Raw genomic sequence first — 14,372 nt, 5'->3', positions numbered from 1 at the left:
GGCGGGGGCTCGTACGACGAGGTTCGAGGCGCGCACGACGCGGCGCGCGACGACGAAAGGTACTCATTGATGAGGACGACACCTCCGCGGCGCTCGCCGCGGCGCACGACCGCGGCGCTGACCGCGGCGACGATGCTCGGTGCCGGCGTGTTCGGCGGGGCCGTCGCGGCCCCCGCGGCCGCCGCCACGCCCGACCCGGACCTGCACTACGCGATGGACGACGTCACGGACACCACGGTGCCGGACTCGTCGGGCAACGGCCTCGACGGGACCCTGGCCGGGGACACCGCCCTGACCACGGCCGCCGACGGTTCCGCCGCCGGCGCCCTGGACCTGCTGGGCGGCCACGTGGTCATCCCGCGCGACGCCATCGACGGCGCCGCCGACCTGACCGTCTCCGCCCAGGTGCGCTGGGACGGCGAGGGCGGGCCCTGGCAGCGGGTCTTCGACCTCGGGACCGACACGTCCCGCTACCTGTTCACCACGCCGTCGAACGGCGGGGACCTGCGCGCGGCCGTCACCAGCGGCGGCGCCGGCGGCGAGTCGCAGATCACCGGGCACGGGCCGCTGGAGGCCGGGGACTGGGTCACCCTGACCGTCACCCTCGACTCCGGCGCCGGCCAGATCACCACCTACCTCGACGGCGTGGCCGTCGGCTCGGCCGAGACGTCCGTGGCGGGCACCGACCTGCTCACCGACGCCGCGGCGCAGGCCGGCTACATCGGGCGGTCGTTCTACCCGGACCCGGCGTTCGACGGTGCCGTGGACGACTTCCGGATCTACCGCTCGGCCCTCAGCGCCGAGCAGGTGACCGAGCTGACCGAGGAGCTCGGCGGCACGGTCCCGACGCTGGAGGGGCTGAGCACGGACGTCTTCGAGGTGCGCACCTCGGCCGGGTCGGCCCCCGACCTGCCGTCCGCCGTCCGCGCGTCGTACTCCGACGGCTACGATCGGGACGTGCCCGTCACCTGGGACGACGTCGACCCCGCCGACTACGAGACCTCCGGGACGTTCACCGTCGCCGGTGACGCGGCCGGCACGACCGTGACCGCCGAGGTCACCGTGCACCGCGGCGAGCTGAAGGTCGACCTGGGCACCGACACCGGTGAGTTCTCCGGCGGAGCCTCCGGGCTGCTGTACGGCCTCTACGGCGAGGGCATGCCGACCGACAACCTCGTCGAGGGCATGGGCGTGCAGTCCGTGGCCACCAAGGCCCAGGACGGCGCCCAGCACCCCGGCTCCGACGCCCTCGAGGTGCTCGGACCGCTGGCCCGCACCACCGGCGGGGACGTCTACCTGCGCGTCACCGACTGGTACCGCGGCTTCCCCTACCAGTGGCCGTCGCCCGACCAGCCCGACGCCACGCCCGCCGAGAAGCTCGAGAGCTACCGCTCCGTGCTGGACGAGCAGCTCGACATGATCTCCACGCTCGACGCGGACACCCGCGAGCACCTCGTCATCGAGCCGTACAACGAGCCCGCGGGCAACATGTTCGGCACGGGGCAGTGGAGCCTCGACCGCACCTCGTGGCTGTCCGACCCCACCGACTACTTCGCCGCGTGGGACGAGACGTACCGCACCATCAAGGAGCGGTTCCCGGACATGCGCGTCGCCGGGCCGGGCGCGATCGAGCTCTGGCCCCAGATCGAGGGCTTCCTCGAGCACACGGTCGCCGAGGGCACCGTCCCGGACATCGTCACGTGGCACGAGCTGACCCACCCGCAGGCCATCCGCGAGTCGGTGGCCGAGTACCGCGAGTGGGAGGCCGACGTCTTCGCCGGTACCGAGCACGAGGGCACCGAACTCCCCGTCAACGTCAACGAGTACGCCTTCAACTACCACACCTCGGTCCCCGGTCAGATGATCCAGTGGATGTCGGCCATCGAGGACGCCAAGGTCCAGGCGATGATCGCGTTCTGGAACATCAACGGCAACCTGTCCGACTCGGCCGTGCAGACCAACCGCGGCAACGGGCAGTGGTGGCTCTACAACGCCTACAGCCGGATGACCGGCCACACCGTCGAGGTCACGCCGCCCTACCCGGGCCAGAACTACAGCCTGCAGGGCCTGGCCACGCTCGACGAGCAGCAGCGGCAGGCCCGCGTCGTCCTCGGCGGGCAGGACGGCCCCGCGCCGGTCGACCTCGTGAACGTCCCGTCGGACGTCTTCGGCGACGAGGTGCGGGTCACCGCCCGCGAGATCCCGTGGACCGGTCAGCTCGGCGACTCCGCCCAGCCCCGGCACCTGGCCGACCTCACCGTCCCGGTGACCGACGGCGTCGCGACCGTGGCCTTCGACGGGTCGCAGCTGCCCGAGCTGGCCGAGTCCAGCGCCTACGAGCTGATCGTCACGCCGGTCGGCGCGGGGGAGACCACGGCGTCGACCCCGACGCTGTGGCAGGGCAGCTACGAGGCCGAGGACGCCGAGTACACCGGTTCCGGCTACTCGCTCAACGGTCCCGAGGGCTCGCCGCAGGACGTGGCGAAGTTCTACACCTCCGGCGGGTACAACGTCGGTGGCCTGCGCACCGGGTCGGACGGCGTCCTCGACTTCGAGGTCACCGTGCCCGAGGACGGCACCTACGACCTGTCGGTGTTCTCCTCCACGATGAACCGGTTCGGGCTGGTCCAGGAGCAGGGGCCGACCAACGTGTTCGTCCGGGTCGACGGCGGGGCCGAGCAGGAGATCCACCTGCCGCTGGCCTACAAGTGGGTCGTGTGGGACCACGCGGACACCACCGTCGAGCTGACCGCCGGGACGCACACCATCTCGCTGGCCGCGCAGAGCCTCGACGGCTCCGGCGCCACGCAGGGTGACGCGATCATCGACCGCATCACCCTGGCCCTGCCGAACCCCGAGGCCGCGACCTCGGTCTACGAGGCCGAGACCGCCGTCCTCGACGGGGGGACCGCCACCTACGAGGTCTCCGACGTGTCCGGTCCGGGCGCCGTGGAGCTCGCCGAGGGCGATTCCGCGACGTTCTGGGTGTACTCGCCGGTCGACGGCGAGGCGCACCTGGGTGCGGACCTCGTCGGCTCCGCGGGTGACGGCACCCTGGCCGTCAACGGTGCGGACGTGCTCGACCTGGGCACCTCCCAGGAGGTCGCCGCCCACCTGGCCGGCGGCGTCAACAAGATCGTCGTCACCGCCGGTGCCGACGGCGTCGTCCTGGACCGTCTCACGGTGGCCCCGGGCGAGGGGCTGCTGGAGCCCGCCGAGTACCAGGCCGAGGACGCCGAGCTCACCGGTGACGCGTCCGTGGGCGAGTACTCCCTGGCCGAGGGCGGCGCCGCCGTCACCGGCGTCGGGGGCGAGCCGGGCAACGACAACACGCTGACGTTCCACGTCGAGGCGGCCGAGGCCGGCCGGCACGCGGTCGTCGTGCGGTTCTCCAACCCGGAGCAGGTCGACGGCACGCACTACAACCCGAACCCCGTCGCCCGGCACGCCGACATCTCGGTGAACGGCGGCGACGCCGAGCGGGTGCCGTTCGTGCCGACGTTCCACGAGAACAACTTCTTCGAGCGCACGATCGTGCTCGACCTCGTCGAGGGCGAGAACACGATCTCCCTGCGCGGCCAGGAGATGCCGAACTGGGACGGCGAGACCTACGCGTCCGAGATCTGGCCGGCGGACTACCTGCTGCGCTCGCAGTGGGCCCCGATCGTCGACCGGATCACCGTCTCCCCGCTGGCCCACGTCGTGGTGCCCAGCCCGGTGACGGTCCAGGTCGCCACCGAGTGCCGAGGGAAGGCCGCGTTCGTCGTCGCCGAGGTGACCAACACCTCCGGCGAGCGCACGGACGTCACCGTCACCGGGCTCGGCGACGAGCGGACCCGGGACGTGCTGAAGCCGGGCAAGACCTGGAGGCAGCCGTTCTCGGCCGAGTCGCCGACCCTCGAGGCCGGCGAGCTGACCGTCACCGCGGGCGGGGTCACCACGACCCACCCGTACGAGGCGGTCACCTGCCGGTGATCCCCTGAGGGGACGTCGAGCGTCTCTGTTCCTCAGGAATCAGTCCGTGATCCCTGAGGAACAGAGACGCTCGACGTGCTGGCGTGGGACCGGCCGGTGCGGCTCAGTCCAGCCGCGCCGGCCGGTCGATCACCCGGGACATGACGATCGCGGTGCGCGTCTTGTCCACGCGGGCGTTGACCCGGAACGACTCGACGATCCGTTCGACGTCGGACATCGACCCCGCCATGATCTGCACCAGCGCGTCGGCCTCGCCGGTGACGGTGTCCACGCGCACGACCTCCGGGATCGGCCCGAAGTCCCGCTCCAGGGCGGCCGGCGAGATGTTGCCCCGGCAGAAGATCTCCACGTAGGCCTCGATGCGCCAGCCCAGCTCCTCCGGGGCGACCCGCACGGTGAACCCGGCGATCTCCCCGCGGGCCTGCATCCGGTCGACGCGACGCTTGACGGCCGTCGCCGAGAGTCCGACGGCGTCCCCGATCTCCGCGTAGGACGCCCGGCCGTCGCGCAGCAGGATCGCCACGATCTCGCGGTTGGTCTGGTCCATCCCCACTCCTCGACGCAGGTTCGTTGCGCCCAGGGTACGGAATAATGCGACATTGCGTCAGGATGCGCAGGAAACACGCCGTTCGGGTTCATGTCTGTCCCCCTAGCCTCGCTGCATGACGTTGCTCACACCGCCCGTCGCGCAGACCGCGACGACCGGCACCGACCGCACGCCGACCGCACGCCACTACCTCATGTGCCCGCCCGTCCACTTCGACGTGGTCTACGCGATCAACCCGTGGATGGACCTCACGGTCCCTGTCGACGCCGGCCACGCCGTCGTGCAGTGGCAGGCGCTCAAGGCCGCCTACGAGGCGCACGGCCACACCGTCGACGTCGTCGAGCCCGAGCCCGGCCTGCCCGACATGGTCTACGCCGCCAACGGAGGTGTCGTCGTCGACGGCCAGGCGCTCGCCGCCCGGTTCACCCACCCCGAGCGGCAGCCCGAGGGCATCGCCTACGACGCCTGGATGCGCGACGCTGGCACGCGGCACGGCCTCGTCGCCCTCGGACAGGCGGCGGAGCTGAACGAGGGGGAGGGCGACCTGCTCTGGGACGGCGAGGTCATGCTCGCCGGCACCGGGTTCCGCACCTCCCGCGAGGCCCACGCCGAGGTCGCCGAGCGCCTCGGTGTCGACGTCCTCACCCTCGAGCTCGTCGACCCGCGCTTCTACCACCTCGACACCGCGCTGGCCGTGCTGACGACGGCGTCCGACGACGGCACCCGCCCGGAGGTCGCCTACTTCCCCGGGGCGTTCACCCCGGAGTCCCAGGCGGTCCTGAGCGAGCGCTACCCGGACGCGATCCTCGCGACCGAGGCCGACGCGGACGTGCTCGGCCTCAACGCCGTCAGCGACGGCAAGCACGTGTTCCTGTCCGACCGCGCCACCGGGATGCACGCCGCGCTGCGCGAGCGGGGGTACACCCCCGTCGGCATCGACCTGTCCGAGCTGCTCAAGGGCGGCGGCTCGGTCAAGTGCTGCACCCTCGAGCTCCGACCTGCGCAGGAGGTGCGCTCATGACCACCGTCGACCTGCTGGACGTCGCCGCCACCGCCCGCTGGGTCGCCGAGCGCGGCCCCGAACGGATCATCACCGAGCTCGCCGACGCCCTCGCCACGGACTTCCGGCGCTGGCCGGAGCTCGACAAGCGACCGCGCATCGCCTCGCACTCCCGCGACGGCGTCATCGAGCTCATGCCGACGTCCGACGACGTCACCTACGGCTTCAAGTACGTCAACGGCCACCCGCTGAACCCGGCGCGCGGCTTCCAGACCGTGACGGCCTTCGGCGTCCTCGCCGACGTCCAGAACGGCTACCCGACGTTCCTCGCCGAGATGACGCTGCTCACGGCGCTGCGCACGGCGGCGACGTCGGCGCTCGCCGCCCGCACGCTCGCCCGGCCCGGCGCCCGCACCCACGCGCTGATCGGCACCGGCACGCAGGCCGAGTTCCAGGCGCTGGGCATGCGGGCCCTGCTCGGCGCCACCCACGTGCGGGCCTGGGACGTGGACCCGGCGGCGCGGGAGAAGTTCGTCCGCAACGCGCGGGCGCTCGGCTTCGACGTGCACGAGGCCACCAGCGCGGCCGACGCCGTGGCCGGGGCCGACGTCGTGACCACGTGCACCGCCGACAAGCGCAACGCCACCGTGCTGACGGCGGACATGCTCGCGACCGCGGCGCCCGGCGTGCACGTCAACGCCATCGGCGGGGACTGCCCGGGCAAGACCGAGCTCGAGGCGGGCATCCTCACCGCACCCGGGACCGCCGTCGTCGTCGAGTACACCCCGCAGACCCGGATCGAGGGGGAGATCCAGCAGCTCGCGGACGACCACCCCGTCACCGAGCTGTGGGAGATCCTCACCGGCCAGGCCTCGGGCCGGACGGACCCGGATCAGGTGACCGTGTTCGACTCCGTCGGGTTCGCCGTCGAGGACTGGACGACGCTGCGGTTCGTGCACGCCGCCCTGCGGTCCGACCCGGCCGGACGCGAGCTGCTGGCGCAGGTCGACCTCATCGCCGAGCCGACCGACCCGAAGGACCTGTTCTCGCTCGTCGCGGCGCCGCTGCTCCAGCCGCAGGGCTGATCGCGCCGAGGCCTCCGCCCGGCCCGGTGGGCTCAGGTCCGCACGGGCCGGGCGGTGGCGACGTCGTCGACGATGTCGATGATGGCCCGCAGGTTCGCGATGAGTGCCCCGTACAACGGCCAGTACCGGCCGGACAGGTCCTCGTCGGACAGGTCCTCGGCGAGCCGACCCACGTCCTGGCGCAGGGGTGCGACGTCCTGGTCCGGATCGGCGACGCGGCGGCCGACCTCCTCGAGCAGGTCGAGGTACCGGTCCTTGAAGCGCGGGTCCCAGTCCGAGGCCTCCCGACTCGCGTCGCGGACGTGCCGGGCGACGGCCTGGGTCTGCGCGACGCCCTCCTCGAGCCGCAGGAGCACCTCGGGGTAGGTGGCCAGCGCGGCGCCGGGGTGCCGCCGTCGGCGTGGGTTCCACCGGCCGGCCTCGCGGGCCGTCCGGACGAGCGACCAGGCCTGGTCGAGGTCCCGCTGGATCGACCGGGTGCGTTCGATCCAGTCGTCCTCGGACTGGGAGTCCCAGGGCTGACGCATCTCCGTGGCCATGTCGCCCAGCAGCTCGCCGAGTCGTTCGTCGACGTCGTCGATCTGCCGCTGCGCGCTGCGGTCGTTCAGCGGCGGGAAGGCGACCAGGTTGACCAGCAGCGCCACCCCCACGCCGACGGCGGTGTCCAGCAGGCGGTCGGGGAGCAGCTCGATCGCGCGCTGCTCCGACAGGTCGTAGCCGGTGGTGACGACGAACAGGACGGTGGTCGCGACGGTGAGCCCCTCGGTGCGCAGCCCGGGCAGTCGTCCCAGGAGCAGCCCGACCAGCAGCGCCAGCCCGAACGACCACACGGTGGCCTCGAAGAACTGCACGACGACCAGGGAGACCAGGATCCCCGTCGCGACGGCGAGGACCGTCTGCGCGCCACGCCACAGCGTGCGGTGCACCGTCTCGTGCATCGTCAGCAGGGCGACCCAGGGTGCCAGGAACGACTGCTCGAGCCCGAGGGCGAACCCGGCCACCGCCCAGGCGACCATGGCGGCGACGACGGACTTGACCAGCTGCAGCACGTCGGTCTGGTTCGCCGGGGACGCGAACCAGTCGCGGAGACGCGACCAGGGACGGAGCTGTTCGGTGGTGCGCACGTCCTCAGTCAAGCGGAACCTGCGGCGCGTTTCCTGTGCAGGGACTTGCCAGCACCGGGTACACCGCTGCGATCATGTCCCCGGCGCGGGCGGAGCCCGCCGTGGCAGGCCGGTGGACCGGCAGGGGAGAGGGAACGCGTGAGGGCGAGGCAGGACGCCTCCGGGTCGTCGGGCGCCGACGACGTCGCGCGGCAGATGCGTGCCGCGGCCGCTGCCCGGGGCCACGACGACGGGCCGGGTGCCGAAGGGACGGTCGACCCGGACATCGTGCGGACCGCCCTGGCCACGCTGTCCCACGACGACCAGCAGCTGCTCTGGGACCTGCACGTCCTGGGCCGGCGGATCGAGGTCGTGGCGCGCGAGCTCGGCGTGCACGTGAGGTCGGCGGCGCGTCGGCTGCGGCAGGCCGAGGACCAGCTCGGCCGGGCCCTGTCCGCCGCCCACGCCCGCGGCGGACCGCGGCGGGCGTGCGTCGAGACCCGGCGCGACCTGCACGCCTACGTCCAGCACCGGCTCGGTGGCGGCCGGCGGCAGCTGCTCGAGGACCACCTGTTCGGCTGCACCGGGTGCCTGCGCGCCTTCATCGACGTCCGGGAGTCCTCCTGGGCGCTGCGGGACATGGCGCCGGTGCTGCTCAGCGGGGCCGCCGTCTCGGGGATGTCGGTACCGGTCGTCGTCGGCGCGTCCGGTGCGGCGGCGTCCCACGGCGCGCTCGCCTGGCTGGGGCCGTTCGGCGCCGCCCTCGTCGCGGCCGGGGAGTGGTTCGTGCAGGGCGCGCGCCGGCTGGTCGGGCGCCCGGTGGCCCTGGCGGCCGGCGTCGGGGTCGCCGCGGTCGCGGTCGCGGCCGGCGCCCTCGTCGGGGGCGACGTGCCGGACGAGGCGCCGCCCACCGCTCCGGTGGCGATGGAGCGCCCTTCGCCGGCCCCGACGCCGCGGGAGACCACGGGTCCGTCCCCGGAGCCGTCCCCGGAACCCGAAGCGTCCCCGGAACCCGAACCGTCCCCGGAACCCGAACCGTCCCCGGAACCGGAGCCGACGCCGGAACCGACGCCGGAGCCGACCCCCGAGCCCCCGGACCCGGAGCCCGCCGTCGTCCCGGAGCCGCCGGCGGACCCCTCGCCGGAGCCCCCGCCCGGCCCGGAGCCCACGCCGTCCCCGGAACCGGAGCCGACGCCGGACCCGACCCCCGAGCCCCCGGACCCGGAGCCCGAGCCGCCACCCGAGCCGGTCACGACCACGGTCGGGCTCGACCTCGAGGAGCGAGGGGAGTTCCGGGTCGTGCCGAGCCCCGGGGTCGAGGTCGTGGCCGTCGAGGCCGCGCGCGGCAACGTCCGTATCGAGCAGACCGAGGACGGCGTGTGGCGCGTGTGGACCCCGGGCGGGTCGCCGGGCAGCGTGACCGTGCAGGTCAGCGCGCCGGAGGGAACGACGCCGGAGGCGTGGCTCGACGCCGTCGACGAGCGCTGAGCCCGCCCGTCATCCGCGGGACAGCAGCACCAGCACCTCGTAGTGGCTCGTCTGCGGGAACATGTCCAGCAGCACCGCTCGTCGGGGGCGGAGCGAGGGCATCTCGGCCAGATCGCGTGCCAGGGTCCGGGCCTGGCAGCTCGAGTAGAGCACGTGCTGCACCGCGGACGCCTCGAGCCGGCGAGCCAGGTCCGTTCCGATGCCCCGCCGGGGCGGGTTGACCACGACCAGCTCGGGGTCGTCCCCGCTGCCGAGCGCGAAGCCGGTCGCGTCCCCGGCGGCGAACCGGACACCCGCCATGGCGCGGCGCCACCAGTCCGCGTCCCGGGAGCCGACGACGGCGCCGGCGGGCAGCGTGGCCAGCTCGGACGCCGTCGTGGTCGCCGAGGCGACCGCCTCGGCGGAGATCTCGATGCCGGTGACCGACCGGCCCGGGGCGGCGACGTGCAGCGCGAACCCGCCGACGCCGCAGTAGAGGTCCCACAGCGTGGCCGGGTCGATCTCGTCGATCCACCGTCGTGCCTGGCGGTACAGGGCCTCCGCGACCCCGGTGTTGGTCTGGAAGAAGCTCTGCGGACGCAGGTGCAGCGTGACCCCGTCCAGCCGCATGGGCAGGGTGGCGCGCTCGGTGAGCACGATCTCCTGCTCGCCCTCCAGCACGGCGGCGTGGGCGGGCTGGACGTTCACGCTCAGCACGGCCAGCCCGGGCAGGCGCTCGTGCAGCCAGGGCAGGTGCTTGCGGATCCGGTCCAGGGCCTCGGTGGAGCGCAGCACGAGGCGGACCATCAGCTCGCCGTCGGGGGAGAGGGTGACCAGCACGTGCTTGAGCTCCCCGCGCCGGGCGGCGGCGCGCGGGGTGACCTTGCGGCGTGCACCGTCGGCCGGTGGCGCCAGGTCGTACGGCTGCAGGCGGGCTCGGGTGATCAGCTCGGCGAGCGGGCCGAAGGCGGCCTGCAGCGCGGGCGGGTACAGGCCGCAGTCGGTCAGGTCGACGCTCTGGCCCGCGTAGGGTCCGGGCGGCCCGACGATGCCGAGCACCGGCTCCTCGACGGTGCCCGCGACCACCATCTTCGCCTTGTTGCGGAAGCCGCTCTCGGGTCCGACGACGGCCGGCAGCCAGGAGACGTCGTCGTACGCCGCGAGCAGCTCGCGCACGTGCGACTCCTTGTCGCGGACCTGCTCGGGGCGCGCGATCTCGATGAGGGTGCACGAGCGGCACCGGCCGGCGTCGTAGTGGGGGCACTGCACGGCCCCATTGTCCCGTGCGTCAGTCGGGGAACCGGTCCGCGATGCCCCGCAGCCGGTCGACGTAGGCGTCCCAGTCCGTCGGCCAGATGTTGGTGGCGCTCGGCTGGAGCCCGACCTCGCCGTCGATCTCCTCTCGCAGGATGTCCGCGTGGCCGGCGTGACGCTCCAGGTCGGCGAGCACGTGGACGATCACCCGGTGGAGCGTGACGTCCCCGCGGTCGCCCCACCACGGCACGCGGCCGGGTGCCCGGAGCGGCAGCGACTCGATGGTCTCGTCCGCGAACTCGGCGACCCGGCGGTACAGGTCGCGCAGGCCGTCGGCGGTCTCGTCGGCCTCGGCGTAGAAGTCGGCGTTAGCCGCGCGATCCAGGGGGTCTCCTCCGGCGTCGGCCAGTCGCGTCCGAACGTCTCGCCGAAGTACCCGATCTCCACGCTCGCGGCGTGCTTGACCAGACCGAGCAGGTTCGTGCCCGTGCCGGTCCGGGGCGTGCGCAGCGCTCGCTCGGACAGCCCCTCCGTCTTCCACAGCAGCGCCTCGCGGGCGTCGCGCAGGTAGCGGTGCAGGGTGGCCCTGACCTCGTCCTCGTCCACGTCGACCTCCTCGTCGTCACCGGCGAGCCTAGGTCGCCCCGGGGACACGCACCGGCCGGATGTCGAGAACCGCCGGGTGGCTCCGTCCCCGGGGTGTCGGCACGATCGGAGAAGGCCCGATCGACGACGTCCTCGAGACGAAGGAGAGAACGACCATGGCGAAGTACCTGTTGCTCAAGCACTACCGCGGCGGCCCGGAGCAGCGTCCGAACGCCCGCGAGCCGATGGACCGCTGGACGCCCGAGGAGGTCTCGGACCACATCGCGTTCATGCAGCACGTCGCCGACGTGCTCACCGAGCGCGGCGAGTTCGTCGACGCCCAGGCGCTGTCCCCGGAGGGCACGTTCGTGCGGTACGACGGCGAGGGGCGCCCGCCGGTGACCGACGGTCCGTTCGCCGAGACGAAGGACGTCGTCGCCGGCTGGATGATCATCGACGTCGAGTCGACCGAGCGGGCCCACGAGGCGGCGGCGTTCCTGTCCTCGGCACCGGGGCAGGGCGGCAAGCCCCTCGAGGAGTGGATCGAGGTCCGGCCCTTCATGGCGGACGCTCCTCCCACGGACGGATGACGGTGCCGCCCGGAGGCGCCACGGCCCCGGACGCCCGCGTGACCGAGCTCCTGGCCGAGCTCGGTCCGCGGGTGCTCGGCGTGCTCGTGCGCCGCGGGGCCGACTTCGCCACGGCCGAGGACTGCGTGCAGGAGGCGCTGCTCGAGGCCTCCCGACGCTGGCCGGACGGGATCCCCGACGAGCCGCAGGGATGGCTGGTCACCGTGGCCTGGCGCCGGTTCCTGGACGTGCAGCGCTCCGAGACGGCGCGCCGTCGCCGGGAAGATCAGGTCCACGCCACCCCGGACCCGGGTCCCACCGAGCAGTCCGACGACACGTTGCTGCTGCTGAGCCGCTGCTGCCACGAGGCGCTCAGCCCGGCGTCGGCCGTGGCGCTGACGCTGCGCGCCGTGGGCGGGCTGACGACGGCGCAGGTCGCCCGGGCGTACATGGTGCCGGAGGCGACGATGGCCCAGCGCATCAGCCGGGCGAAGCGCACGCTGTCCGGCCGGTCCTTCGACCGTCCGGGGGATGTACAGAACGTGCTCCGCGTGCTGTACGTGATGTTCACCGAGGGGCACACGGGCGAGGTGGACCTGGCGCGGGAGGCGATCCGCCTGACCCGGCAGCTCGCCGTCGCCACGGCCGACACGGAGGTCGCCGGGCTGCTCGCCCTCATGCTCCTGACCGACGCCCGTCGCGCTGCCCGGTGGACGCGGCGCGGTGAGCTGGTGCCGCTCGCCGAGCAGGACCGGTCGCGGTGGGACACCGTGGCGATCGCCGAGGGCGTGCAGGTCCTGCACGCCGCGCTCGCCGACGACCGGCTGGGGGAGTACCAGGTCCAGGCGGCGATCGCGGCCCTGCACGACGACGCCCCGCGGGCAGAGGACACCGACTGGGTGCAGATCCTGGAGTGGTACGACGAGCTCGTGGCGCTCGCCGACTCCCCGGTCGTGCGGCTCAACCGGGCGGTCGCCGTCGGGCACGTCGACGGGGCGCTCGCGGGACTGCGGGCGCTGGAGGCCGTGCCCGACCGGGTGCCCCGGCGGACCGCCGCCGCGGCGTACCTGCACGAGCGCGCCGGCGACGTCGGGGAGGCGTGGGAGCTGTACGCGCGGGCCGCCGACGAGGCGGCGACGCTGGCGGAACGGCACCACCTCCTGCGGTGCGCGGCTCGGCTCCGGGGATGAGGTGAGGCATGCCTCAGCCCCGCTGCTATCGTGGGAGACGTCCTGACGCCTCGTCATGAACATCCGTGGAGGTCCCATGCCCGTCGTCGCCCCCAAGGGCACCCTCTCCGTCCTGCTGCGTGACGGCACGCGCCGGGAGCACGAGCAGGCCGAGAACGAGGGGTTCGTCGCGCGTCTGATGAGCGGCGGCCTCGACGTCGCCGCCTACGCCGACCTGGCCGCTCAGCAGCACGCCGTCTACACGGCGCTGGAGCAGGCGAGCGAAGCCGTGCGTCACGACGCGCGCGGGGAGGCGCTGGTCTTCGACGAGCTGACCCGGGTCCCGGCGATCGAGCGCGACCTGGCCCACCTGTACGGGCCGGACTGGCGCGAGCGCGTCCGCACGCTGCCGGCCACCCGGACGTACGTCGCGCGGCTGCACGACGTCGGCACGCGCCTGCCGCAGTACGCCGCCCACGCGTACACGCGCTACCTCGGCGACCTGTCCGGCGGACAGATCGTGCAGCGCATGATGCAGCGTCACTACGACATGGGGACGGCCGGGCTGGAGTTCTACGACTTCCCCGAGATCTCCAGGCTCAAGCCGTTCAAGGACCTCTACCGCGAACGCCTCGACGCGCTGGACCTGAGCGCCGACGAGGTCGACCTCGCCGTGTCCGAGGCCCGCGAGGCGTTCCGCCTCAACCGGGCCGTGTTCGTCGAGCTCGGCGCGGCCCACCCCGGTCGCTGACGGCGCCGCGCCGCTAGGGTGCGGGCATGGCCGTCACCCTCGCGCGCTACAGCGCAGCCGTACTCGTGTGCGGGGCGGCGATCCTGCTCTTCGCCGTGCACGTGCGTCCGCTCGGCTACGTGCCGCTCGTCGCCGGCGTCGTGCTCGGACTCCTGGTCGACCGCGTGCTCGGCCGCGATCTCGGCCTCATCGCGCTCGGCATGGCGATCGTCTCGTCGATCTCGCTGAAGGCCGACCTGTCGAACGCCGGGATGGCGCGGTTCACGGTGGCGCTCTCGCTGGCCGTGCTCGTGCCCTGGGCGCTGTCGAAGTACTGGTTCCGGGACGACGACGGCGCGGGGGCGGTGCGGTTCCCGGCATTCACGGGGCGCCGGTGGACCCGCGGCCAGTGGCTGTACCTCGTCGTGGTGGTCGTGGTCGGCTACCTCGTGCTGCCCTGGTACTTCCTCGGTTCGGGCGCCTACCTCAACTGGCCGCCGCTCGAGGGCGACAGCGACATCGCCCGGCTGTTCGTGGGTGTCAACGCGGTGGGGATCTGGGACGAGCTGTTCTTCATCTGCACCGTGTTCGCCCTGCTGCGGCGGCACTTCCCGCTGCAGGCGGCCAACGTCCTGCAGGCCATGGTCTTCGTGTCGTTCCTGTGGGAGCTCGGCTACCGCGAGTGGGGTCCGTTGCTGACGATCCCGTTCGCGCTCGTCCAGGGCTGGATCTTCGCCCGGTACAAGTCGCTGCCGTACGTCGTCACGGTGCACCTGCTGTTCGACGCCGTCGTGTTCGCCGTGCTCGTGCACGGCCACCACCCGGAGCTGCTCGACATCTTCGTCACGGCACCCTGACCGGGCTCCCGGCGCGCCGGACCTCTCCGGC

11 protein-coding genes and 1 pseudogene are annotated in these 14,372 nt (G+C 73.2%); 8 read left to right on the top strand and 4 right to left on the bottom strand.

Annotated features, from left to right (window positions below):
* Positions 1–69 precede the first annotated feature (69 nt).
* A complete protein-coding gene (locus PO879_RS15155) occupies positions 70–3,975 on the top strand; it encodes a LamG-like jellyroll fold domain-containing protein (protein WP_278235686.1) in 3,906 nt (1,301 codons plus the stop codon).
* 103 nt (positions 3,976–4,078) lie between these two features.
* Here PO879_RS15155 and PO879_RS15150 read toward each other — a convergent pair whose 3' ends face one another.
* Positions 4,079–4,522 (bottom strand): Lrp/AsnC family transcriptional regulator, encoded by a 444-nt coding sequence (locus PO879_RS15150; RefSeq protein WP_278235685.1) that lies wholly within the window; start codon positions 4,520–4,522, stop codon positions 4,079–4,081.
* Positions 4,523–4,637: 115 nt separating this feature from the next.
* On the opposite strand from PO879_RS15150, the gene ddaH reads away from it, so the two are divergent.
* Both ddaH and PO879_RS15140 read left to right on the top strand, forming a co-directional pair.
* The gene (gene ddaH, locus PO879_RS15145; RefSeq protein ID WP_278235684.1) at positions 4,638–5,543 is read left to right on the top strand and encodes a dimethylargininase; all 906 of its coding nucleotides are present in this window, start codon (positions 4,638–4,640) and stop codon (positions 5,541–5,543) included.
* Positions 5,540–6,607, top strand: coding sequence for an ornithine cyclodeaminase (locus PO879_RS15140; RefSeq protein ID WP_278235683.1), 1,068 nt, complete (start codon positions 5,540–5,542; stop codon positions 6,605–6,607). The genes ddaH and PO879_RS15140 overlap by 4 nt, the downstream gene beginning before the upstream one ends.
* 32 nt (positions 6,608–6,639) lie before the next feature.
* Here PO879_RS15140 and PO879_RS15135 read toward each other — a convergent pair whose 3' ends face one another.
* The gene (locus PO879_RS15135; RefSeq protein ID WP_278235682.1) at positions 6,640–7,731 is read right to left on the bottom strand and encodes an FUSC family protein; all 1,092 of its coding nucleotides are present in this window, start codon (positions 7,729–7,731) and stop codon (positions 6,640–6,642) included.
* 138 nt (positions 7,732–7,869) lie between these two features.
* Between PO879_RS15135 and PO879_RS15130 the strand changes: the two genes are divergently transcribed.
* Positions 7,870–9,198 carry a zf-HC2 domain-containing protein gene (locus PO879_RS15130; RefSeq protein ID WP_278235681.1) on the top strand — a complete coding sequence of 443 codons (1,329 nt, stop codon included), beginning with the start codon at positions 7,870–7,872 and terminating at the stop codon, positions 9,196–9,198.
* Between the two features lie 9 nt (positions 9,199–9,207).
* On the opposite strand, the gene rlmC is transcribed toward PO879_RS15130, so the two are convergent.
* Both rlmC and PO879_RS15120 read right to left on the bottom strand, forming a co-directional pair.
* Complete coding sequence (gene rlmC / locus PO879_RS15125) at positions 9,208–10,446, bottom strand: 23S rRNA (uracil(747)-C(5))-methyltransferase RlmC (RefSeq protein WP_278235680.1); 1,239 nt, start codon at positions 10,444–10,446, stop codon at positions 9,208–9,210.
* A 19-nt stretch (positions 10,447–10,465) separates the two neighbouring features.
* Positions 10,466–11,037: pseudogene (locus tag PO879_RS15120) on the bottom strand (DinB family protein).
* A 155-nt stretch (positions 11,038–11,192) separates the two neighbouring features.
* On the opposite strand from PO879_RS15120, the gene PO879_RS15115 reads away from it, so the two are divergent.
* The 4 genes from PO879_RS15115 to PO879_RS15100 all read left to right on the top strand — a co-directional run bounded on the left by PO879_RS15115 (position 11,193) and on the right by PO879_RS15100 (position 14,341).
* The gene (locus tag PO879_RS15115; protein WP_278235679.1) at positions 11,193–11,606 is read left to right on the top strand and encodes a YciI family protein; all 414 of its coding nucleotides are present in this window, start codon (positions 11,193–11,195) and stop codon (positions 11,604–11,606) included.
* Positions 11,603–12,775, top strand: a complete 1,173-nt coding sequence (locus tag PO879_RS15110) for a DUF6596 domain-containing protein (protein WP_278235678.1) — start codon at positions 11,603–11,605, stop codon at positions 12,773–12,775. The genes PO879_RS15115 and PO879_RS15110 overlap by 4 nt, the downstream gene beginning before the upstream one ends.
* Positions 12,776–12,851: 76 nt before the next feature.
* Positions 12,852–13,505: a biliverdin-producing heme oxygenase gene (locus PO879_RS15105; protein ID WP_278235677.1), complete on the top strand. Its 654-nt coding sequence runs from the start codon at positions 12,852–12,854 to the stop codon at positions 13,503–13,505.
* Positions 13,506–13,531: 26 nt separating this feature from the next.
* Positions 13,532–14,341, top strand: coding sequence for a CPBP family intramembrane glutamic endopeptidase (locus PO879_RS15100; RefSeq protein WP_278235676.1), 810 nt, complete (start codon positions 13,532–13,534; stop codon positions 14,339–14,341).
* Positions 14,342–14,372: the final 31 nt, after the last annotated feature.

It is taken from the genome of Isoptericola sp. AK164, from assembly GCF_029643425.1.
Lineage (GTDB): Bacteria > Actinomycetota > Actinomycetes > Actinomycetales > Cellulomonadaceae > Isoptericola > Isoptericola haloaureus.
Note: the sequence above shows the minus strand (reverse complement) of the source record. Positions and strands in the feature narration are given on the sequence as shown.